At 38.7% G+C, this 20331-nt stretch carries 16 protein-coding genes; 12 read left to right on the top strand and 4 right to left on the bottom strand.

The window, feature by feature from the left end; translation table 11 throughout:
* The first annotated feature begins 24 nt into the window (after nucleotides 1-24).
* Complete coding sequence (thiL, locus tag EAX61_RS09910) at nucleotides 25-1077, top strand: thiamine-phosphate kinase (protein WP_121917544.1); 1053 nt, start codon at nucleotides 25-27, stop codon at nucleotides 1075-1077.
* Nucleotide 1078: 1 nt separating this feature from the next.
* Here thiL and EAX61_RS09905 read toward each other — a convergent pair whose 3' ends face one another.
* Both EAX61_RS09905 and EAX61_RS09900 read right to left on the bottom strand, forming a co-directional pair.
* Nucleotides 1079-1321 carry a DUF1660 family phage protein gene (locus tag EAX61_RS09905; protein ID WP_121917527.1) on the bottom strand — a complete coding sequence of 81 codons (243 nt, stop codon included), beginning with the start codon at nucleotides 1319-1321 and terminating at the stop codon, nucleotides 1079-1081.
* A 196-nt stretch (nucleotides 1322-1517) separates the two neighbouring features.
* Nucleotides 1518-2294 (bottom strand): alpha/beta fold hydrolase, encoded by a 777-nt coding sequence (locus EAX61_RS09900; protein WP_121917526.1) that lies wholly within the window; start codon nucleotides 2292-2294, stop codon nucleotides 1518-1520.
* Nucleotides 2295-2330: 36 nt separating this feature from the next.
* Between EAX61_RS09900 and brnQ the strand changes: the two genes are divergently transcribed.
* Both brnQ and EAX61_RS09890 read left to right on the top strand, forming a co-directional pair.
* Nucleotides 2331-3596, top strand: a complete 1266-nt coding sequence (brnQ, locus tag EAX61_RS09895; RefSeq protein ID WP_121917525.1) for a branched-chain amino acid transport system II carrier protein — start codon at nucleotides 2331-2333, stop codon at nucleotides 3594-3596.
* 168 nt (nucleotides 3597-3764) lie between these two features.
* Nucleotides 3765-5120 (top strand): cytochrome-c peroxidase, encoded by a 1356-nt coding sequence (locus EAX61_RS09890; protein WP_121917524.1) that lies wholly within the window; start codon nucleotides 3765-3767, stop codon nucleotides 5118-5120.
* Nucleotides 5121-5210: 90 nt separating this feature from the next.
* Here EAX61_RS09890 and EAX61_RS09885 read toward each other — a convergent pair whose 3' ends face one another.
* On the bottom strand, nucleotides 5211-6503 hold the full coding sequence (locus EAX61_RS09885) for an aminopeptidase P family protein (protein WP_121917523.1): 1293 nt from the start codon (nucleotides 6501-6503) through the stop codon (nucleotides 5211-5213).
* 272 nt (nucleotides 6504-6775) lie between these two features.
* On the opposite strand from EAX61_RS09885, the gene EAX61_RS09880 reads away from it, so the two are divergent.
* The 9 genes from EAX61_RS09880 (at nucleotide 6776) to EAX61_RS09840 (ending at nucleotide 20007) form a co-directional block, all read left to right on the top strand.
* Entirely contained in the window at nucleotides 6776-7465 is a 690-nt protein-coding gene (locus EAX61_RS09880; protein ID WP_121917522.1) for a DUF2490 domain-containing protein, read from the top strand.
* 39 nt (nucleotides 7466-7504) lie between these two features.
* Entirely contained in the window at nucleotides 7505-8269 is a 765-nt protein-coding gene (locus tag EAX61_RS09875; RefSeq protein WP_121917521.1) for a carbonic anhydrase family protein, read from the top strand.
* A 197-nt stretch (nucleotides 8270-8466) separates the two neighbouring features.
* On the top strand, nucleotides 8467-11388 hold the full coding sequence (locus tag EAX61_RS09870; RefSeq protein WP_147448360.1) for a sensor histidine kinase: 2922 nt from the start codon (nucleotides 8467-8469) through the stop codon (nucleotides 11386-11388).
* Nucleotides 11385-12134: a LytR/AlgR family response regulator transcription factor gene (locus EAX61_RS09865; protein WP_121917519.1), complete on the top strand. Its 750-nt coding sequence runs from the start codon at nucleotides 11385-11387 to the stop codon at nucleotides 12132-12134. The genes EAX61_RS09870 and EAX61_RS09865 overlap by 4 nt, the downstream gene beginning before the upstream one ends.
* A gap of 364 nt (nucleotides 12135-12498) precedes the next feature.
* Entirely contained in the window at nucleotides 12499-15369 is a 2871-nt protein-coding gene (locus EAX61_RS09860) for a VPS10 domain-containing protein (RefSeq protein WP_121917518.1), read from the top strand.
* A gap of 341 nt (nucleotides 15370-15710) precedes the next feature.
* On the top strand, nucleotides 15711-16379 hold the full coding sequence (locus EAX61_RS09855; protein ID WP_121917517.1) for a succinate dehydrogenase cytochrome b subunit: 669 nt from the start codon (nucleotides 15711-15713) through the stop codon (nucleotides 16377-16379).
* A gap of 12 nt (nucleotides 16380-16391) precedes the next feature.
* A complete protein-coding gene (locus EAX61_RS09850) occupies nucleotides 16392-18404 on the top strand; it encodes a fumarate reductase/succinate dehydrogenase flavoprotein subunit (RefSeq protein ID WP_121917516.1) in 2013 nt (670 codons plus the stop codon).
* A 9-nt stretch (nucleotides 18405-18413) separates the two neighbouring features.
* On the top strand, nucleotides 18414-19160 hold the full coding sequence (locus EAX61_RS09845; RefSeq protein ID WP_121917515.1) for a succinate dehydrogenase/fumarate reductase iron-sulfur subunit: 747 nt from the start codon (nucleotides 18414-18416) through the stop codon (nucleotides 19158-19160).
* Nucleotides 19161-19485: 325 nt separating this feature from the next.
* Nucleotides 19486-20007: a hypothetical protein gene (locus EAX61_RS09840; protein ID WP_121917514.1), complete on the top strand. Its 522-nt coding sequence runs from the start codon at nucleotides 19486-19488 to the stop codon at nucleotides 20005-20007.
* Nucleotides 20008-20103: 96 nt separating this feature from the next.
* Here the strand turns inward: EAX61_RS09840 and EAX61_RS16550 are convergent, their stop codons facing one another.
* Nucleotides 20104-20256: a hypothetical protein gene (locus EAX61_RS16550; protein WP_201739442.1), complete on the bottom strand. Its 153-nt coding sequence runs from the start codon at nucleotides 20254-20256 to the stop codon at nucleotides 20104-20106.
* Between the last annotated feature and the right edge of the window lie 75 nt (nucleotides 20257-20331).

Genomic DNA, 20331 nt, shown 5'->3' with positions numbered 1-20331 from the left:
ATAATCTTGGCTACCTTTGCATTTATGTTAGAGAATAAAAATCAAAGTCGTACATCATTGAGTGAGCTCGGAGAATTCGGTTTAATAGATCATCTTACAGAGCATTTTAAAATTACAAAAGAAACTACAATAAAGGGTGTGGGCGATGACGCCGCAATTTTAAAGTTTCCAGATGAGCAAGTAGTAGTCACTACAGATTTGCTTATCGAGGGTGTTCATTTTGACTTAAGTTATATGCCCCTTAAGCATCTAGGGTATAAAGCAGTTATGGTCAATCTTTCTGATGTATATGCAATGAATGCAAATGCAAGTCAAATTACGGTTTCTATAGCGGTGTCCAATAGGTTTCCTTTAGAAGCACTTGAAGATCTCTATGCAGGTATTCAGGCGGCTTGTGTTAATTATAAAGTAGATCTTGTAGGTGGAGATACTACATCGTCACAAGTAGGTCTCGTTATTAGTGTAACCGCTATCGGACATTGCGTTGCTGATGATATTGTTAAGCGATCTGGAGCACAGGTTAATGATCTCCTTGTTGTAACTGGAGATGTAGGTGCCGCTTATATGGGATTACAAGTACTAGAAAGAGAAAAAGAAGTTTTTAAGGTCAACCCAAAAAACCAGCCAGACCTTGAGCAATATTCCTATATCGTTGAACGGCAGCTTAAACCTGAGGCACGTAAGGATATTAAACCGCTGCTTAAAGAATTAGGTGTAAAGGCCACAGCGATGATTGATGTAAGTGATGGACTTTCTTCAGAAATTTTACACTTGTGTAAGCAGTCTAACGTTGGTTGTAATCTTTACGAAGATAAAATTCCGCTAGATCCGCAGGTGATAAGCGTATGCGAAGAATTTAAGTTAGATAGCACTACGATTGCGCTTAGTGGTGGAGAAGATTACGAGTTGCTCTTTACAATCGCACAAGCAGATTTTCCTAAGATTAAGGCAAACCCTAATTTTTCTATAATCGGCCACATGACAGAGGAGAAAGAAGGAATGCATCTCATTACCCGTGGCAACACTAAGATTCCTCTAATTGCAAGGGGTTGGAATGCCATGAGTGATAATGAGTAATTTACCTGGCTAGTTTACGTGTATAAAAATTCTCATAAACTTCATTAATACGGCGAAGTTTAGGAGTAAGCGGTGTGTAGTGTCCGTAGCCGTCTAAAGTAAACTGCTTGCGGCAATGCGCACATTCAAATTCCTTTATATTAGACTCATAACGTTTTATAATACGATACTTATGCCCAAATAATTTACATTGTAGATTAGCAAATGGGCTGTAGGTCTGTTCCGTAGTACTTTGTGAATTCATAATTATTAGGGATTTGGGATGAACCAAAATAACGTATAATCTTTGAAATACACAAATTTAACGATGAAATACACTAAATTTTAACATTTTTAAATCAATTTGCCTAAATACTCACAATATTTTTCGGTCCCTAAAAACTCGGAATCAGTAGCATATTTCTGCTTTTAATTTATTTACAACGAGATATCATTCATTGTTAGTAAGAAATGAATTTTGCAAGCGCATACATTGTTTCTGCTGTATTAGAGATATGAGTCATATGACCACCTTCGATAATTTTGAAGTAATTTGTACCTCTTTCGTATGCTTCTTTATGAGCCGCAGCATCAATTATCCAATCTGTTGTGCCTAGAATCATTGCTGTAATTATAGGAGTGTTTATCCAGAAGTTACCATAATCAGGTCGTATAGCCATTCCCTCATTTGCCGCTAGATAGCCTTGCAACGGAGTTTTAAGAGCTTCTTTTAAAGCAACATCAATTATGCTACGGTTAGCTCTTTGTGCCTCGTGATCAAATAAATTTGTAAAAGACATTCGGACAAGTTGTGCGTATTGAGTTTGGGCCATCTTATTTGCCCTTCTCCTTAATGTAACACGTTCATTATCATCAGGATTAGGGGTGGAGTTAAGTAAACAAAGTTTAATGATTTTTTCTGGGTACGCTTTCGCGAAAGCGCAACCCACATAACCGCCCATAGAATGACCAATTAACGTAACATCGTTTAATTGCAATATGCCAATAACTGTATGAACAGCCTCTGCCATATCTTCCATAGTGTGCACATAGCCTATACATTCTGTCTTTCCGTGACCTAAGAGGTCTATGCAAATAACGCGGTGGTTATCTTTAAGCTCATTAATAACAGGTTCCCACATCGTACTATTTTCTAAAAACCCGTGTAACAATACTATAGCATTACCAGCGCCTTGGTCTGTATAAAAAATAGAAGCTCCTTTGTGCTGAATAATCATTTTCCTTTATCTTGAAACGCAAATATCATCGAAACTATGGGACTGACCAAACGTACATTTATAACAGCATTTGCGCTTTTTTCGTTGTTTTTTGGGGCAGGAAACCTCGTATTACCTCCTATGTTGGGTTATAATGCTGGGTCCTCTTGGTTTCTAGTTTTGCTAGGGTTTGCTCTGTCTGCAGTTGTTGTCCCTATACTTGCCATTTATGGACACGCAAGATTGCAAGGAACGATGATGGATTTTGCTCGCAAGGTGTCACCGCTCTTTGCGTTGGTGTATTGTCTCATAGTCTATGCGATCTCTGTCGCTTTACCGGCTCCACGTACCGCATCAGTTACTTATGAAATGTCAATAGCGCCTTATTTTGATATGTCACCGCTGGCATTGAGCTCCATTTACTTTATTCTCGTACTGATATTTGCTCTTAATCGGTCTAAGATTCTCAATCTCATTGGTAAATATCTCACACCCTTAATCATCATAATTTTACTCATTATTATATGTGTAGGATTATTAGGTGATTATGAGCCATTGCGTGCTTCGGCTTTTGATAATACATTATCCAGCGGACTACTGGAAGGTTATCAAACCTTTGATGCCATAGGCGGTGTTGTTGTGGGAGGTGTAATCGTGATTTCACTTGGTATGCAAGGCGGTACGTTTGAGCAACGAAGGTTAATTATTGCTAAGGGAGGGCTTATCGCGGGGCTAGGATTACTTATTATCTATGGAGGGCTCATCGCGTTAGGCGCACAATACGGAACCAAAATAGAAACTGACGACCGTACAGCGCTTCTACAACTACTTAGCAAAGATACATTGGGGAATGTAGGAACAGTATTTTTAGGAGTACTCGTAAGCTTAGCTTGTTTTACTACTGCCGTGGGAATTATCACAGGAACTGCAGATTTTTTTAAGGGACTTTTTGGTAATAGACAGCAGGTGTATCAAATTACAGCTGTGATAGGCTGTATACTAGGTGTCGGTATGGGGCAGCTAGACGTTCACTCTATTATTGTAGTTGCTGTTCCTGCATTGATGTTTATTTACCCCATCACGATTGTGCTCATTTTACTCAATGTGCTTCCTAGGAAATACGCTTTTGCAAAAGCGTTTAAAGCCACCGTAATCACTACCATTATTTTCAGTATTCCAGACTTTCTATCGTCTGTAGGTTTTAGTGATCATATGCAATCTGTTCAAAATACAATTCCTCTTGGATCCGTAGGATTGGGGTGGCTGTTACCTGCTGTGACTATTTTCATATTGTTCAATATTGCTTTCAAGCCAAAACTTTAAAGGTGGATTTACTAACTAATTAGCGTCCAGAGAAATAAATGCTATTATATAGCTTAGTCAATTTGTCCTCAAAAAAGTTTAAAAATGCTGTAAGTTTTTAAATTTGTGCCGACTTATGTTTGTTGGTCCCGTCTAGTTTTCATTAATTTGAATAAATATGATGGCGCTATGAAACAAACTACGCTTCTTCTCAGTTTTTTACTTCTAATCTTTTGCTCCTGTAATCAGGATGTAGATGATGATTATACTACAATTCAAGAATCTGAACTGGATTTGTTATTAGAAAGAAGTATTGATGTAGCTTCTAATGGTGAGGGAGCTGGTTTTTTTACCTTGCCAGAATCGGGAGATTATAATTCCATACCACAAGACCCTTTAAATCCCATTACTCAAGATAAAGTAGATTTAGGCAGGCTCTTACTGCACGAGACAGGAATGGGAGGTAAGCCCAAAATGAATGATCGTAAATTTCAATATGCTTGTGCTACTTGTCATCCCGTGGCATCTGCCTTTGCATCTGGCCGCCGCCAGGGTGTAGGAGAAGGAGGAATAGGTTTTGGGCTTAAAGGAGAAGGTCGTCTTGCCGATTTAGAAATGCCATTAGATTCTCTAGATGTGCAACCTGTACGTGTTCCTACTTTATTAAATCTCGCTTATCAAGACGTGGCGCTTTGGGATGGGCGTTTTGGTGGTACTGGGACAAATGCTGGAACTGAGGCTGGATGGGATTTAATACCAGAAAACTTTGAGGGTTTTCAGGGGATTGAAGTTCAGGCAATGCAGGGACAGGATGAGCACAGACTCCTCATAGACGAATATTTTATAGACACTTTTAATTATCGAGTAATGTTTGATGCAGCCTTTGGCGATGTGCCAGAGGAAGAACGCTATTCTAGAAAAACAGCGGCATTAGCCATTGCTGCATATAATAGAACATTGCTTTCTAACGAGGCGCCCTGGCAGGCATATCTTAAGGGAGATTTAGAAGCAATGAGTGATCGAGAGAAACGAGGTGCTATCGTATTTATGAATGAAGGAAAATGTGTGCAATGTCATACGGGACCAGCATTAAAGGATCGCAGTTTTCACGCTATGGGCTTTGCAGATTTTGATAATGCGCCAGATGCTATTGTAAAACCAGATGTAGATATGTCCCTTGTCACTCGGGGAAGAGGAAGTTTTACAGGAAATCCTCAAGATGACTATAAATTTAAAACGCCCACCTTATATAATCTTGTAGATACAGAGTTTTACGGACACGGTTCCTCTTTTTCTTCTGTTCTGGATGTTGTGCGTTATAAAAATAATGGGGCACCTCAAAATACAAATGTTCCTTCCAGCCAGCTAGCAAGTCAGTTTGGAAACTTGGGATTGTCAGAAAATCAAATGAATGATCTGACGGTATTTATTGAGCGTAGCTTACGAGATTCTAATCTGGTTAGATATGTGCCAGAAGAGGTAAATTCTGGATTTTGCTTTCCTGCAAATGATGCACAAGCGAGAATTGATATAGGTTGTGATTAACATTTCAAACTAAAAAAAAGAAATCCCGCCTAGAGCGGGATTTTTATATTTTGCGAAAGCGCAATTATAGAAACTAAATATCAATGGGGTTTATGAATTCATGAGATCTTCAATCTCCTCTACCGTAATCGGGATGTCGCGCATAAGGTTGAAAGGTTCTCCAGATTCTTGAATTACAAGGTCATCTTCTAGTCTGATACCAAAACCCTCTTCTGGAATATATATACCAGGCTCCACCGTAAACACATTGTTAGACTGCATTGGTTCATGCAAGAGACCATAATCGTGGGTGTCTAGGCCTATGTGGTGAGAAGTGCCGTGCATAAAATACTTCTTATATGCGGGCCAGTCTGGGTTTTCGTTTTGCACGTCTGCCTTGTCTAATAGGCCAAGGTTTAAAAGTTCTGAAGTCATTAATTTTCCTACCTCTATGTGGTATGGCTCCCATAAATTACCAGGAACGAGCATCTTTGAAGCTTCATCTTTTACTCTTAGAACCGCGTTATACACTTCTTTCTGGCGATCAGAAAAACGTCCGCTTACCGGAACGGTCCGTGTCATATCGCTGGAATAGTTTGCATACTCTGCTCCTACATCCATTAAGATGAGGTCCCCAGCCTTACATTGCTGGTTGTTTTCAATATAATGGAGAACGTTGGCATTATTTCCAGAAGCAATGATTGGAGTATAGGCAAATTTCTTAGAACGATTCCTTAAAAATTCGTGCATATATTCTGCTTCAATCTCATACTCCCACACTCCGGGTTTTATAAAATCTAATACGCGACGAAAACCTTTATTTGTGATGTCACAAGCCTGTTGCATGAGATCAATTTCTATTTTATCCTTCACAGAGCGTAAACGCTGTAGTATTGGATTACTCTTTGCAACAGTGTGGGCAGGGTATTTTTTCTTGAGCCAGTCTGTATAGCGATCTTCACGAGTTTGAGTCTCAACAGATGCCCTGTAGTGCTCGTTAGTGTTGATGTATACGGTATCGCATTGGGTCATTAATTCGAACATTACCTTTTCCATATCCTGCAACCAGTACACAGTCTTTATTCCTGAAACTTCAAGTGCTCGTTCTTTAGTCAGTTTTTCGCCTTCCCAAACTGCTATGTGGTCGTTAGTCTCCTTAAGAAAGAGAATCTCGCGATGTTTTTCCTTAGGACTATCAGGGAAGAGAACAAGAATGGATTCTTCTTGATCTACTCCACTTAGGTAAAAAATATCGCGATGCTGCTCAAACGGCATCGCACTGTCTGCAGAAATAGGATACATGTCATTACTGTTAAAAACAGCGAGACTTGACGGTCTCATAGCCGACATAAAGTTCTTTCTGTTTTTTACAAATAGTTTATTGTCTATAGGATGGTATTTCATAAAATAAAATGCTTTGTTTCAAAAGTACAAATTTGAATACGCTTTATAAAAAAAGGAAATTAAAAACAGAACCTTTTATATGAATGAGCTCTGAATGTTCTAATTCACAAGTAAGTCATAATAACTTAGCGCAACAACTTAATTCCAGTTTAAAAGCAAAGTTGTAGTTACCTGCGTTAATAATCAACCATGAGTTAAAAATCAGTTAAATAGAAGTTTTACATTTATAAATAGTAGTAATACTATTATATTTGAAACAGAAATAATCGAATATGAGGAAAATACTATTATTATTGCTGCTATTTTTAATGATTGGACAGGTAAAAGCTCAAGTGGACCAGTCTCAAACAGGCGCTTGGTATATGTACTTTTTTAATAAACAATTTGATAACAATCAATTTGGGATTCAAGGGGACGTACAATATAGAAACTGGAATCTGGGTGGGGACCTAGAACAATTACTTATCCGAACTGGATTGACCTACACACCAGAAAAGTCTAACGTCTTGCTCACCTTAGGTTATGCAAATATTACGTCTGGAGCTTTTGGGGAATCTGACAATAGGACCTCTGAAAATCGAATTTACCAAGAAGCGCTTTTGCCCCATAAAGTCGGGAGCAGGATTTTATTAACACATAGATTTAGATACGAGCAACGATTTGTAGAGGATCAAGATTTTAGAACCAGATATCGCTATAATTTGTTCTTAAATATTCCTTTAAACTCAGAAGCTCTAGATAAAAACACATTTTATGCAGCCTTGTACAATGAGATTTTTATAAATAGTCAGACAGATATAGGAGACAATAGAGAGGTTCAAATTTTTGATAGAAACAGAACATACCTAGGAGCAGGTTATGTAATTAAACAGGGTATGCGAGTGCAGCTAGGATGGATGCATCAGGAGTCAGTAAATATAGGAAAGGGACAACTGCAATTCAGTTTCCACCACAATTTTTAATACAAAAACAAACAATAACAACAATTAAAACCTAGAAAAATGAAAAAACAAATAAAGTTAATCGCATTAAGTACATTACTTATTTCCTTAACATCTTGTAATCAAACAAGTGAAGATGTCAACCAAAAAAATGTTGTCGCTGAGGACACAATAAAGCAATCTCCTATTGCGAGTATAATGACGGCAGAGGAGCAGGCAGATATGTCTCCAGATGAAATTATAGGGAGATTAAAAAAGGGTAACGAGAATTTTGTGAGTAACAATCTTACACAACGTGATCACTCTGCACAACGTCGTCAGGCGATGATAGGACAGTATCCTAAGGCTATTGTACTCTCTTGTGTAGATAGCCGAGTACCGGTTGAAGATGTTTTTGATCTGGGAATAGGCGATATTTTTGTAGCAAGAGTCGCGGGAAATATTGAAAACAAGGACATCGTAGGATCTATGGAGTTTGCTACTGCTGTAGCAGGATCTAAAGTCGTAATCGTAATGGGTCATACTGCCTGTGGAGCTGTAAAGCATGCAATAGATAATACTGATGCGGCCTCTATGGGAATGACCGCTCTAGAGGATCTATTAAACGAGATTAAACCATCATTAGAGGGTATCGAACCTAATGGAGAGATTTCTTCTAAAAATATCCCATTTACAAATACAGTAATTAATGCAAATGCCATTAAAACTGTAGAGGACATTAGAAAGCGATCCCCAAAAATGGCCGAAATGGAAGATCGTGGAGAAATTAAAATAGTTTCTGCTGTATATGATATGGAAACTGGAAAAGTGAACTTCCAGAAATAGTAACTGATAATATAATTAGTTCTGCCGCCTCTAAGTTTGGGAAAATTTCTCAAATTTTGAGGCGGTTTTTTTTGCTTTAAAATAAAAAGTAAGGATCTTCTTGGGAGACTGTTGTTGTTTAATATTACGCTTTCGCGAAAGCAAAAAACTACATTTCCCCAGAGATGTATATATTGTAGTTTCTTACATATACTTTTTTGAGAACATACTTTTTTATAGTGCTATTGCTTTTAAGCACCCTTAGCGTTGCTCAAGAGCCTGCCATCTTTCATCTAGATGATAAGGACGGGTTACCGGATGTCGAGTTTTATGATATATTAGAAGATGATAAAGGGTTTATATGGTTAGCCGCAGATAAGGGTTTGTATCGTTATGACGGACAGGAGTTCAAGCAATTTACAAGCCCCGAGCAGCGTGGTAGATCCGTTTTCTATCTTACTCTAGATCCTTCAGGTGATTTGTGGTGCACAAATCTTGCAGGTCAGTTTCTTTATGTCGACGGCGACCGACTCCAAGTATTTGCAGATTTACGATCGCAGCTCAACGGGGAGTTAGCAAATTTTAAATTTCGAAAAGATGAACTGCACGTTTACGCTATTGATAAGTTGTTGCGTATAGATTTAAAGACCCAAAAACTGCAAGAGACTTATACGGGGCCTGGAAATTATAGCGAGCCATTTTTGCAAGATGAGAAGATATTTTTATCATCTAGCGATGGTGTTGGGGTTATGTCTGATGCATTTGAGATAGAGACTTTACTGGAGATCAAAGGAGTAGGAGGTAAAGGAACTAAAAATTTCTTTTTTGCTTATAAGGGAGAGCAATATCACGTCACGCGCGCTCTCGCTGGGAATGCTATCGTAAGAGTAGATTACGATGCAGGTACTCTTGAATCTATACAGTTGCCAGATATAATATTAGAAGGGGCAATACCTCATATTACAGAACACGAGGGAGCATTATGGGTTTTTACTGATCAAGGAGTACACAAGGGTATCATCGTAAATAATACCTTTACGATAGATAATACGTACTTGTCAAAAGAGTACGTTACTAAATTTACTAAGGATAGAGAACACAGCTACTGGTTTACGACCTTGGATAACGGGGTATTCATAATTCCAAATATTAATCTGAAAAAATACAAAGTACCTAGGGTAGAAAAAATTACAGCTATCGAAAAACTGAATGATAGCATAGTCCTCTTTGGCTCAGCCCGAGGACATTTGGTGCAACATAATATAAGAAAAAATCTTACCGAGCAATTTATCCAGCTTGAAGACTCTATTACAGTAAATGACATTGTCTACAGTAAAGCAAAGAATTTAAGCTACTTGTCACAATGGACAGTATCTAGCGTGCTGGATCATAATACTCAAGAACTAAAGAAAACTGTAGCATATACAGGTACAAAGTCTCTTTCTCGAATTAACGATAGCGTACTTCTTAATGCAGCTTATAATCGAGCGTCGCTCATCACTATAGGTCAAGATGCTAAGATAAAAGAGGATATTACGTTAAATAATAAGAGAGCTTATACCGCCTTTCATGATTTAAAGAAAAAAGATAATTACGTAGCTTATATTGATAATTTGCGGAGATATGATGAGTTTCTTGAGCCTAAGGTTGTTAGAAATGGTATAGAATCTATTCTTGCAACGAGTATTGCCCAAACAGACGACCTTGCACTCTGGGCGGGCACCTACAATGCCGGCCTTATGAAAATAGTAGATGGCGATGTTATTGCAAACTATACGACAAAGGATGGGTTGGTTTCAAATGACATCACACTATTGCGCTCTGATGGCGACCACCTCTGGATTGTAACAGATGATGGCATACAATACTTTAACGTTATTGATAATTCTCTGCGCACGCTTAAAAAAAGAAATGGATTGCTCACTTATAGAATAGTGGACATTACCATGTTTGACGATTCTTTTCTGTTTACAACAGAGGATGGTTACTACGTGGTAAAGCGCACAGAAATTTTTGACCCTCTCGAAGCTCCCCAAGTATACTTTACTAATGTCAGTATAGATGACAAAGATGTGCCGCTTGCAGAGCAATACAATGTACCGTTTAATAAAAATAGAGTACAGATATCTTTTCATACAAATGGTTTCAAGTCTGGTGAGAGTATTCAGTACGAATATAGATTAGTAGGTTTTGACGACGATTGGAAAATGTTAGATAGTAAATCTGGGTCTGTAGAGTATGCTAGTTTAGTTCCTAAGGACTACTTTTTTCAAGTACGATCACGTACGGCGCCTACAGCCCCCTTGAGTCAGATTCAGGAGATAGCCATTAGTGTAAAACTTCCATTCTGGAAACAGTCGTGGTTTTTGATTTTACTTTATATGGCGGGTATAACTTTGAGCGTTTGGTTGGTGTGGAGGCGAGTACGCTTTCGCGAAAGCATAAAAAACAAGCAGCTTAAAACGCTAGCTGTTGAAAAGCAAATTACGGATTTAAAACTAGAGAATTTACGGTCACAAATGAATCCTCACTTTATCTTTAATGCACTCAATTCTATTCAAGAATATATTGTCCTTAACCGAAAAGAAGAAGCAAGTGACTATCTGGGGAAATTTGCAGACCTTATACGCACGTATCTTGATCATAGTTCTAAGGGATCTATTACCATTGCAGAGGAAATAGAATCTCTAGATATGTACCTTGAACTTGAGCGATTAAGATTTGAAGATAAACTAGAATATAAAATTGATAGTACAGCCGTTGATAATCCAGAAGGATTTAGGATTCCCACGATGCTGGTGCAACCCTATGTTGAGAATGCAATTAAACACGGATTATTGCATAAAAAAAGTGATAGGAGATTAACTATTTCTTTTGCCAAAAGTCTAGATGTAGAAAATGCAATCTTATGTATCATTGAAGATAACGGGATAGGTCGGGCAAAGGCTATAGAGCTTAAGGAGAAACGAGATAAAATACATAAGGCCTTTGCCACAAAAGCAACAAGAGAGAGACTGCAACTTATTAATAAAAATGTGCACAAAAATGTAGGCGTCGTTTTTTACGATTTGAAGGATACCGAAAATAATCCCGCAGGAACTAGAGTGGTCCTTACCATACCTTATAAAGAAAAAAGATGAATGTTATTATTATAGACGATGAGAAAAGGGCGCGTAATGTCTTGAGAGTATTATTAGAAGAGCATTGTCCAGAAATCACAACTATTTATGAAGCAGAGGATTTGCGCTCTGGAGTAGCTTTAATAAAGGAACATCATCCAGAAATAGTATTTCTTGATATTGAAATGCCACAACACTCAGGACTGGAAATTGTAAACTTTATAGATAAAGACGCATTTCAATTTGAAATTATATTTACTACTGCATACAGTGAGTATGCCATTAAGGCATTTCAACTCGCGGCTATTGACTATATCTTAAAGCCTGTAAGACCCTCACAAGTAAAAACCGCGGTTGCTCGCGCCATACAATTTATAGGGAAATCTAACATTAATCAAAAACTCGAGGAGCTTAAAAATGAAATGAAATCTGAGGGATTTAAAAAAATCGCACTCCCTGTGGCAGATGGAATACGCTTTGAACAGATAGAAGATATAGTTGTCCTTGAAGCAGATGGAATGTATACAAATATCGCGATGCGAGATGGAGAGACGATAGTTATAAGTAAGCCGCTTAAGCACTTTGTAAATTTACTCCAGGACCTACCTTTTTTTTATAAACCACACCGCTCCTACCTAATAAACATCAGATTTATTAAACAATATATAAAATCTGATGGCGGCTATGTGAGGATGGAAAATGGACAATCCGTATCCATCTCTAAGGATAATAGAGATGATTTTTTAGCCCTAATGCAAAATCAATAAGTTCATTTCTATTTCAATCAGTCATTTCAGAAACCCAAATCGTCGTTTCGGAAATTTCCTTCATTTTGTACGTTTTAATTGCTCATATTTATATTGTGTTAGGAAGGAAAGAAATTTTCTTCAAGATTAAATATTGAGTTTGTTGGGTAATAAAAATCCTTTTTTTAGGATTCTCAACTACATTTTAAAGCTGTGAGCTGGAGAGCTTATAGTTAAAGTTTAGGGGGAAAAGCCGAGTTACGCGATAAGCTAACTCGGTTTTTTGTTTTTGGACCACTTTTGATGCTGTTAAACAAAATCCAAAAATTTTCTTAAAAGTTCTCTTTTCAGTACTTTCCATTTCCAATAAAAATTAAACCAAAAAATGAAATCAAGCCACTTACTGATTACGAGTGCTGTGTTTTTTGCTTTTGCAAAAGCGTACCCACAGCAACCCGCCACATCTCCCGCACAACAAATACAAGCAATAACTCAAAAAGAGCAGTCGCTACAAAGCTCAATGGTAAAGAATCTGCCATTTGAAAATGTAGGTCCTTCCATTATGAGTGGTCGTGTAGTAGACCTGGCAGTAAATCCCGATGTGCCATCAGAGTTTTACGTAGGATATGCAAGTGGTGGTTTGTGGTATACAAATAATAATGGGACAACATTTACACCAGTAATGGACAATGCACCTACACAAAATGTAGGTGAAGTAACCGTAGACTGGAACAGCGGAACCATCTGGGTAGGAACTGGAGAAAACAACGCCTCCCGTTCTAGTTATGCTGGAATCGGACTCTTAAAGTCTACAGATAATGGAGCGACGTGGCAAAATATGGGACTAACAGACTCTCATCACATAGGCAGGATTTTAATTAATCCTGCAAATCCTGATGAGGTTGTTGTCGGTGCACTCGGTCACTTGTATTCTACAAATGAGGAGCGAGGTATTTATAAAACAACGGATGGAGGAAAAACATGGAAGAAAACCCTGTTTGTAAATAGTGAATCTGGAATTATAGATATAGATTGTGACCCAAATAACTTTGACCTGATGTATGCCTCTGCCTGGGATAAAGATCGTAAGGCTTGGGATTTTCAAGGAGCAGGTTCTGGTTCTGGAATCTATAAAAGTATAGACGGTGGAGACACTTGGGAAAAAATGAGTGGTTTTCCATCTGGAGACGGTGTAGGACGCATAGGTCTCGCAGTTTACGATGAGAATACAGTATATGCGGTGCACGATAGTCAGTTTCGCCGTAAGGACGATAATAAAAGGAATGATAATTCTGGAAAACTTTCTAAGGACGATTTTAAAACAATGTCATCGTCAGATTTTCTTGAGCTAGAAGACAAGAAACTAGACGCATATTTAAAAACAAATGGTTTTCAGGAAAAATACCGTGCGGCAAATGTAAAGTCTATGGTACGTCAGGGCGATGTAAAGCCTATTGACCTTGCAACATATCTAGAAACGGCAAATACCCAATTGTTTGACACGCCAGTTGTAGGTGCAGAGGTGTATCGCTCTGACGATGCTGGAAAAACTTGGAAAAAGACACACGAAGGTTATATAGATGATTTGTACTATAGCTATGGATATTATTTTGGAGAAATTAATGTAAACCCAAATGATGATAAAGACATTTACATTTACGGCGTTCCCATTGTAAAATCTAAGGACGGCGGAAAAAGCTTTACCAGTATCTCGGCAGAGAACGTGCACTCGGATCATCACGCTTTATGGATAAATCCTAAAAACGAGAAACACCTCATAAATGGTAATGATGGTGGAGTAAATATAACGTATGATGATGGTGAAAACTGGATAAAGGCAAATCAACCTGCAGTAGGCCAGTTTTATAGCATTCAGGTAGATAATGAGGAGCCATATAATATTTACGGTGGCTTACAAGATAATGGTGTTTGGGTCGGGCCCAGCGATGCTAGAGAAAATAAAGAGTGGCAGCAAAGTGGTCAGTACCCTTGGGAAAGCATAATGGGCGGTGATGGTATGCAAGTACAGGTAGATAGTCGAGATGCAAATCTTGTTTATACAGGATTCCAGTTTGGGAATTATTTCCGCATAAACCGTGAGACAGAAGACTTCAAGCGTTTTGATATTAAACACGAGCTAGGGGAGAAACCATATCGTTTTAATTGGCAAACTCCTATTTTATTAAGCCCGCACAATCAAGACATCCTTTACTTAGGCGGTAATAAATTAATGCGCTCTATGAATCAAGGAGATGACTGGGTAGCGATAAGTGACGACCTTACAAATGGTGCTAAAGATGGTAATGTAGCCTACGGGACACTCACAACAATATCTGAATCCCCATTCCAGTTTGGGTTGATTTACACAGGAAGCGACGACGGGAAGATTTATGTAACCAAAAGTGCAGGAGCAACTTGGCAAGATATTTCAGGCACAATGCCTAAAGATTTATGGGTCTCTCGAGTAGTTGCCAGCGAGCATAAAAAAGAGCGCGTTTATGCTACGCTAAATGGCTATCGTTGGGATGATTTTAAAACATACGTGTATATGTCTGACAACTACGGACAAACCTGGAAGGATATCTCGGGCAACATCCCAATGTCGCCTGTAAACGTAATCGTTGAAGATCCTAAAAAAGACAATATCATTTACGTGGGTACAGATAACGGTGCTTATGTGAGTATAAATAATGGCGGGGAGTATCACGCTTTCGCGAAAGCGGTCTCAGACGAGTCTACAGTACCACTACCAGCCGTTGCCATACACGATATGAAAATCCAAAAGCGAGAAAACCACTTGCTACTAGGAACCCACGGCCGAAGCATTTATCGAGCAAATATAAGCCCTATCCAAAGTATAGATATGAGCAAGAATGTGCAGCTTTTTGATATTCTCCCAGTACAGGCCTCCCGAAGATGGGGTAATAGCTTCAGCATGTGGGGCGATCCCTTCGAACCGTCTGTAGTGGTTAATTATTACACGGGATATTCTGGTAAGTTTAGTCTTGTTGTAAAAAATGAAGAAGGAAAGGAGCTTCAGCGCATTCCGCTTATTCCGAATACAGGGATTAGTGTTGCTAATTATGACCTAACCATAACTGAAAAAGGCAAGAAGACCCTCGAAAAAGCAAATAGCGAACTCGATATTCAAAAGCAAAAGAATGGGAAATATTACCTACCTAAAGGCAAATACACAATTTCTTTAGATAGTGGTAACGATTCTAATGCAGCGAGCACCCAGCTTGAGGTTAAATAACCGCTGCTCAAAATAAGTTAAGTGTGAAACCCGGCAAAAGCCTCTCTTTTGCCGGGTTTTTATTGTAAGCCTCTTTACGAGATAAATTTGACAAAGATTGGAGCAGCGTTATTCCGCTTTCGCGAAAGCAAAAAATTCCCAATTTATATCTAAAAATCTTTCATAATAATTGAAACTGTTCAGCGCTTTGGCCTTTTCTTGAATAAGAATCCTAAATACCTTGAACAAACACCCAAAACTCCTTATAATCATTCTAAATAAATGGAATAACTGCTTAGTATTGTTGTTAAAAAAACGTTTGCGCCGTATTTTTGTGTAGATTATTCCAAACCTAAATTTAAATGAGCGGATTATTAAAATCTTCGATTGGCCGAAAGGTAGCTATGGCGCTGTCAGGTCTTTTTCTTGTTGTCTTTCTTACACAGCACTTTGTGATAAATAGTACTGCGGTAATTGCTCCAGATACGTTTAATGCCTGGTCGCATTTTATGGGTACAAACCCGCTAGTTCAATTTGTATTGCAACCTATATTAATTTTTGGGGTTGTATTTCACTTTGTTATGGGATTTGTCCTAGAATTGCAAAATAGAAAAGCACGTCCTGTAGGGTATGTTGAATATAAGGGTAGTGCAAATGCTCCTTGGACATCGCGCAATATGATATTGTCTGGTATAACCATTTTAGCATTTTTAGGATTACACTTTTACGATTTCTGGATTCCAGAAATGATACACAAGTATGTAGAGTTTGCTCCAGAGGACCCCACTCGCTACTACGCAGAAACAGTACACAAGTTTGAAAGTCCAGTTCGAGTAGGATTGTATGTAATTTCTTTTGTCTTTTTAGCGCTGCATTTATGGCATGGCTTTGCATCTACATTTCAGTCTGTAGGATTTAATAATTCATACTCTAAAGCACTGTCTAAATTTGCAAAAGTTTGGTCAGTTGCTATTCCCGTAGGATTTATCCTAATTGCAGTATATCTGCATTTTAATCAAATTCCTCACTAAAAAAATAAAGCTATGGCATTAGATTCTAAAATACCTTCAGGACCACTAGCTGATAAGTGGACGAAGCATAAAAACGAAATTAACCTTGTAAACCCTGCAAACAAACGTCTTATAGATGTGATTGTGGTAGGTACAGGACTTGCAGGAGGATCTGCTGCGGCAACGCTCGCAGAGCTGGGTTATAACGTTAAAGCATTTTGCTTTCAAGACTCACCTCGTCGTGCGCACTCTATTGCAGCACAAGGAGGAATAAACGCAGCAAAAAATTATCAAGGAGATGGTGATTCTACCTACCGATTATTTTACGATACCGTAAAAGGTGGTGATTACCGCTCGCGTGAGGCAAACGTATATCGTCTAGCTGAGGTCTCTACAAATATCATTGACCAGTGTGTGGCTCAAGGCGTTCCTTTTGCCCGTGATTATGGAGGGTTGTTAGATAACCGCTCTTTTGGTGGTGTACTCGTAAGTCGTACGTTTTACGCTAAAGGACAGACGGGACAGCAACTTTTACTTGGAGCCTATTCTGCGATGAATCGCCAGATAGGTCGTGGTAAAATAAAAATGTACAACCGTCACGAGATGCTAGACGTAGTAAAAATAGACGGAAAAGCTCGTGGTATTATTACCCGTAACCTAGTTACAGGAGAAATAGAGCGTCACTCTGCTCACGCAGTTGTACTAGGAACAGGTGGTTACGGTAACGTATTCTACTTATCTACCAACGCTATGGGGTCTAATGTAACAGCAGCCTGGAAAGCGCACAAACGTGGAGCGTATTTTGCAAATCCGTGTTACACGCAAATACACCCTACGTGTATTCCAGTATCTGGAGACCACCAGTCTAAACTGACTTTGATGTCAGAATCATTGCGTAATGACGGTCGTATCTGGGTGCCTAGAAAGAAAGATGATGCAGAGGCAATCAGAGCAGGTAAATTAAAGCCAACTGAACTTAAGGAAGAAGATAGAGATTACTATTTAGAGCGTCGTTATCCAGCCTTTGGTAACTTAGTTCCTCGTGATGTAGCATCACGTGCGGCAAAAGAGCGTTGCGATGCAGGATTTGGTGTAAACAAAACTGGTGAAGCAGTGTATTTAGATTTTGCTGCAGCAATCGAACGTTATGGGAAAGAGCAAGCCTACGTACAGCATTTAGATGCTAACGACAAAGCACTAGTTAAAAAGTTAGGTCAAGAAGTTGTAAAAACTAAGTACGGTAACCTCTTCCAGATGTACAATAAAATTGTAGATCAAGACCCATACAATACACCGATGATGATTTACCCAGCGGTACATTACACCATGGGTGGTCTTTGGGTAGATTATAACTTACAGACTACTGTAGAAGGACTCTATGCAATCGGTGAAGCAAACTTCTCAGATCACGGTGCAAACCGCTTAGGTGCATCTGCGCTTATGCAAGGTCTGGCAGATGGATACTTCGTATTACCGTATACTATAGGAGATTACCTAGCACACGACATTCGTACAGGGCCAATTCCTACAGATACACCTGAGTTTGAAGAAGCAGAGCAAAATGTGAGAAGTCAGGTAGATGCCTTAATAAATAATAACGGGACTAAACCTGTAGATTACTTCCACAAAAAGCTAGGTAAAATTATGTGGAACAAATGTGGGATGTCTCGTAATGCGACAGACCTACAGAGCGCAATCGATGAGATTGCAGCTTTGAGAGCTGAGTTCTATAAAGAAGTTCGTGTTCCTGGTGAGCAAAATGAATTTAATGAAGAGCTTGCAAAAGCACTACGAGTTGCAGATTTTCTAGAGCTAGGAGAATTATTTGCTAAGGATGCGCTTACGCGTGAAGAATCTTGTGGAGGTCACTTCCGTGAGGAGTCTGTAGAATTGGACGGACCTCAAAAGGGAGAGGCGTTGCGCGATGATGAAAACTTCACGTTCGTATCTGCCTGGGAATATAAAGGAGCGCCAAAGGATGCAGTATTGCATAAAGAGGATCTCAATTACGAGAATATTGAAGTGAAACAAAGAAGCTATAAATAAGAAAAGACTATGAAACTAACACTAAAGGTTTGGCGCCAGAAAAACGCCACAGCTAAAGGACAACTAGTAACATACACAATCGATGGTATCGATGGTGATATGTCTTTCTTAGAGATGATGGATATGCTTAATAATAAGCTTATCAACGAAGGAGATGCACCTGTGACTTTTGATCACGATTGTCGTGAGGGGATTTGTGGTTCTTGTTCTATGTTTATAAACGGTGAGGCACACGGTCCTGATAGACTTGTGACGACTTGCCAGTTACATATGCGTAAATTTAAAGACGGTGATACCATTACCATAGAACCTTTTAGAGCAGCAGGTTTCCCTGTGATCAAGGATCTTATGGTAGACCGTTCTGCCTTTGACCGTATCCAGCACGCTGGAGGATTTATTTCTGTAAATACTTCTGGAAATACGCAAGATGCGAACTCAATTCCTATTGAAAAAGAAAATGCAGATAACGCTTTTGCAGCAGCTACTTGTATCGGTTGTGGGGCGTGTGTAGCAAGTTGTAAAAACTCGAGTGCAATGCTTTTTGTTGGTGCAAAAGTGAGCCAGTTTGCCTTATTACCTCAAGGTGAAGTAGAAGCTACAAACCGTGTGCTTAATATGGTAAAGCAAATGGATGAAGAAGGTTTTGGAAACTGCACAAACACAGGAGCTTGCGAGGTAGAGTGTCCTAAAGGAATTTCTCTAGAAAACATCGCGAGAATGAACCGTGAGTATCTTGCCGCAAGTTTAGAAGGTTAAATACACTCCCGCGTAGCCGGGAATCGTAAAATTATAGAATCCCAAATTCCAGTTATGGAGTTTGGGATTTTTTACGCTTTCGCGAAAGCGTAACTCTTATATTTCTCTTTTGTTAAAAAGAATGACTAGTCGTTTAGTGATTTGTATATTAATGAAGTGATCTACGATGAGGCCAAAATAGTTGTCCCTCGCTTTAAAGAAGCTTTCAGAAAGAAGCGCTCTAAAATGATGAGTCAAGTAAATTATTTAGCTTTAGGGGCAAATGCCTGTTGCTTTAATCAATTGTATTTTAGAGTTTTGCATCTCATAACTAAACAAGTAAAAAATGAAATCTTTAAAATCAATCTTTGCTATCTTACTATTTTCGACATTTATCGCCTGCGATGATGTTGATGAGCTCACAGAAATCGACACCACTTTTACAATGACAGAATCGTTTGACGTTGCAGTACAAGCTGGTGATGATGAATTACAATCCTTTACGGAGACGGCAACATTTAATCTTGCAGAAGATGATGATGTTGCAGATAATTTAAGTTCTATAGAAGAGGTGACGATTAATTCGCTTACGTATAGATTTTCTAATGTAGTAGGGATTGGGGCAAGAATTACAAGCGCTCAGCTCTCTGTAGGTTCAACTACTATTTCTCTCGCTGCTGTTACGCCAAGTGACGCAGGCTCTCAGGTTTTTACTGTGGCAGATACCGCTGCCTTAAATACTATTGCGACTGCGTTGCGCAATAATCCTCAGGCAACCGTTACATACTCTGGAGAGGTGGCTGATGCTCCTCTTGCGTTTACATTAACCGCAAGTATGAATGTAACTGTTGTAGTGGACGTGCTTTAAATTTGAATTTTACTCGAAAATCATACTTATACAAAATCCCTGATGTTCTTGAAACATCAGGGCTTTTTTTATTTGTAATTTACGTTTGAGGATATTCTAAAAGCCTAGAAAAAATGCTGTCGCTGCTACTGCAGCTATGAGTATGACAAGGGCAATTATTATTATTCCTGCTCCTATTTTAGTCTTTTTGTTGTCTTGTAGTAAGTATTCTTCAGTTGGGTCGTTTTCGTCTTTTATGATATCTGCCATTGCTGTTCTATTAATTGGTTTAATACTAATTTACGTTTAGGACGTATTTTTCTGATAGTCGTTAAGGAAGATTAA

The organism is Dokdonia sinensis (genome assembly GCF_003688895.1).
Lineage (GTDB): Bacteria > Bacteroidota > Bacteroidia > Flavobacteriales > Flavobacteriaceae > Dokdonia > Dokdonia sinensis.
The sequence above is the reverse complement of the archived record's forward strand: the minus strand, read 5'-3'. Positions and strand labels throughout refer to the sequence as shown.

Excerpts from the sequence above, each read along its gene's own strand:
- EAX61_RS09875 (WP_121917521.1), top strand. The coding sequence starts at position 7,505 with ATGAAAAAACAAATAAAGTTAATCGCATTAAGTACATTACTTATTTCC.
- EAX61_RS09905 (WP_121917527.1), bottom strand. The coding sequence starts at position 1,321 with ATGAATTCACAAAGTACTACGGAACAGACCTACAGCCCATTTGCTAAT.
- EAX61_RS09865 (WP_121917519.1), top strand. The coding sequence starts at position 11,385 with ATGAATGTTATTATTATAGACGATGAGAAAAGGGCGCGTAATGTCTTG.
- EAX61_RS09900 (WP_121917526.1), bottom strand. The coding sequence starts at position 2,294 with ATGATTATTCAGCACAAAGGAGCTTCTATTTTTTATACAGACCAAGGC.
- EAX61_RS09845 (WP_121917515.1), top strand. The coding sequence starts at position 18,414 with ATGAAACTAACACTAAAGGTTTGGCGCCAGAAAAACGCCACAGCTAAA.
- EAX61_RS09850 (WP_121917516.1), top strand. The coding sequence starts at position 16,392 with ATGGCATTAGATTCTAAAATACCTTCAGGACCACTAGCTGATAAGTGG.
- EAX61_RS09880 (WP_121917522.1), top strand. The coding sequence starts at position 6,776 with ATGAGGAAAATACTATTATTATTGCTGCTATTTTTAATGATTGGACAG.
- EAX61_RS09885 (WP_121917523.1), bottom strand. The coding sequence starts at position 6,503 with ATGAAATACCATCCTATAGACAATAAACTATTTGTAAAAAACAGAAAG.
- brnQ (WP_121917525.1), top strand. The coding sequence starts at position 2,331 with ATGGGACTGACCAAACGTACATTTATAACAGCATTTGCGCTTTTTTCG.
- EAX61_RS09890 (WP_121917524.1), top strand. The coding sequence starts at position 3,765 with ATGAAACAAACTACGCTTCTTCTCAGTTTTTTACTTCTAATCTTTTGC.
- thiL (WP_121917544.1), top strand. The coding sequence starts at position 25 with ATGTTAGAGAATAAAAATCAAAGTCGTACATCATTGAGTGAGCTCGGA.
- EAX61_RS09860 (WP_121917518.1), top strand. The coding sequence starts at position 12,499 with ATGAAATCAAGCCACTTACTGATTACGAGTGCTGTGTTTTTTGCTTTT.
- EAX61_RS16550 (WP_201739442.1), bottom strand. The coding sequence starts at position 20,256 with ATGGCAGATATCATAAAAGACGAAAACGACCCAACTGAAGAATACTTA.
- EAX61_RS09840 (WP_121917514.1), top strand. The coding sequence starts at position 19,486 with ATGAAATCTTTAAAATCAATCTTTGCTATCTTACTATTTTCGACATTT.
- EAX61_RS09855 (WP_121917517.1), top strand. The coding sequence starts at position 15,711 with ATGAGCGGATTATTAAAATCTTCGATTGGCCGAAAGGTAGCTATGGCG.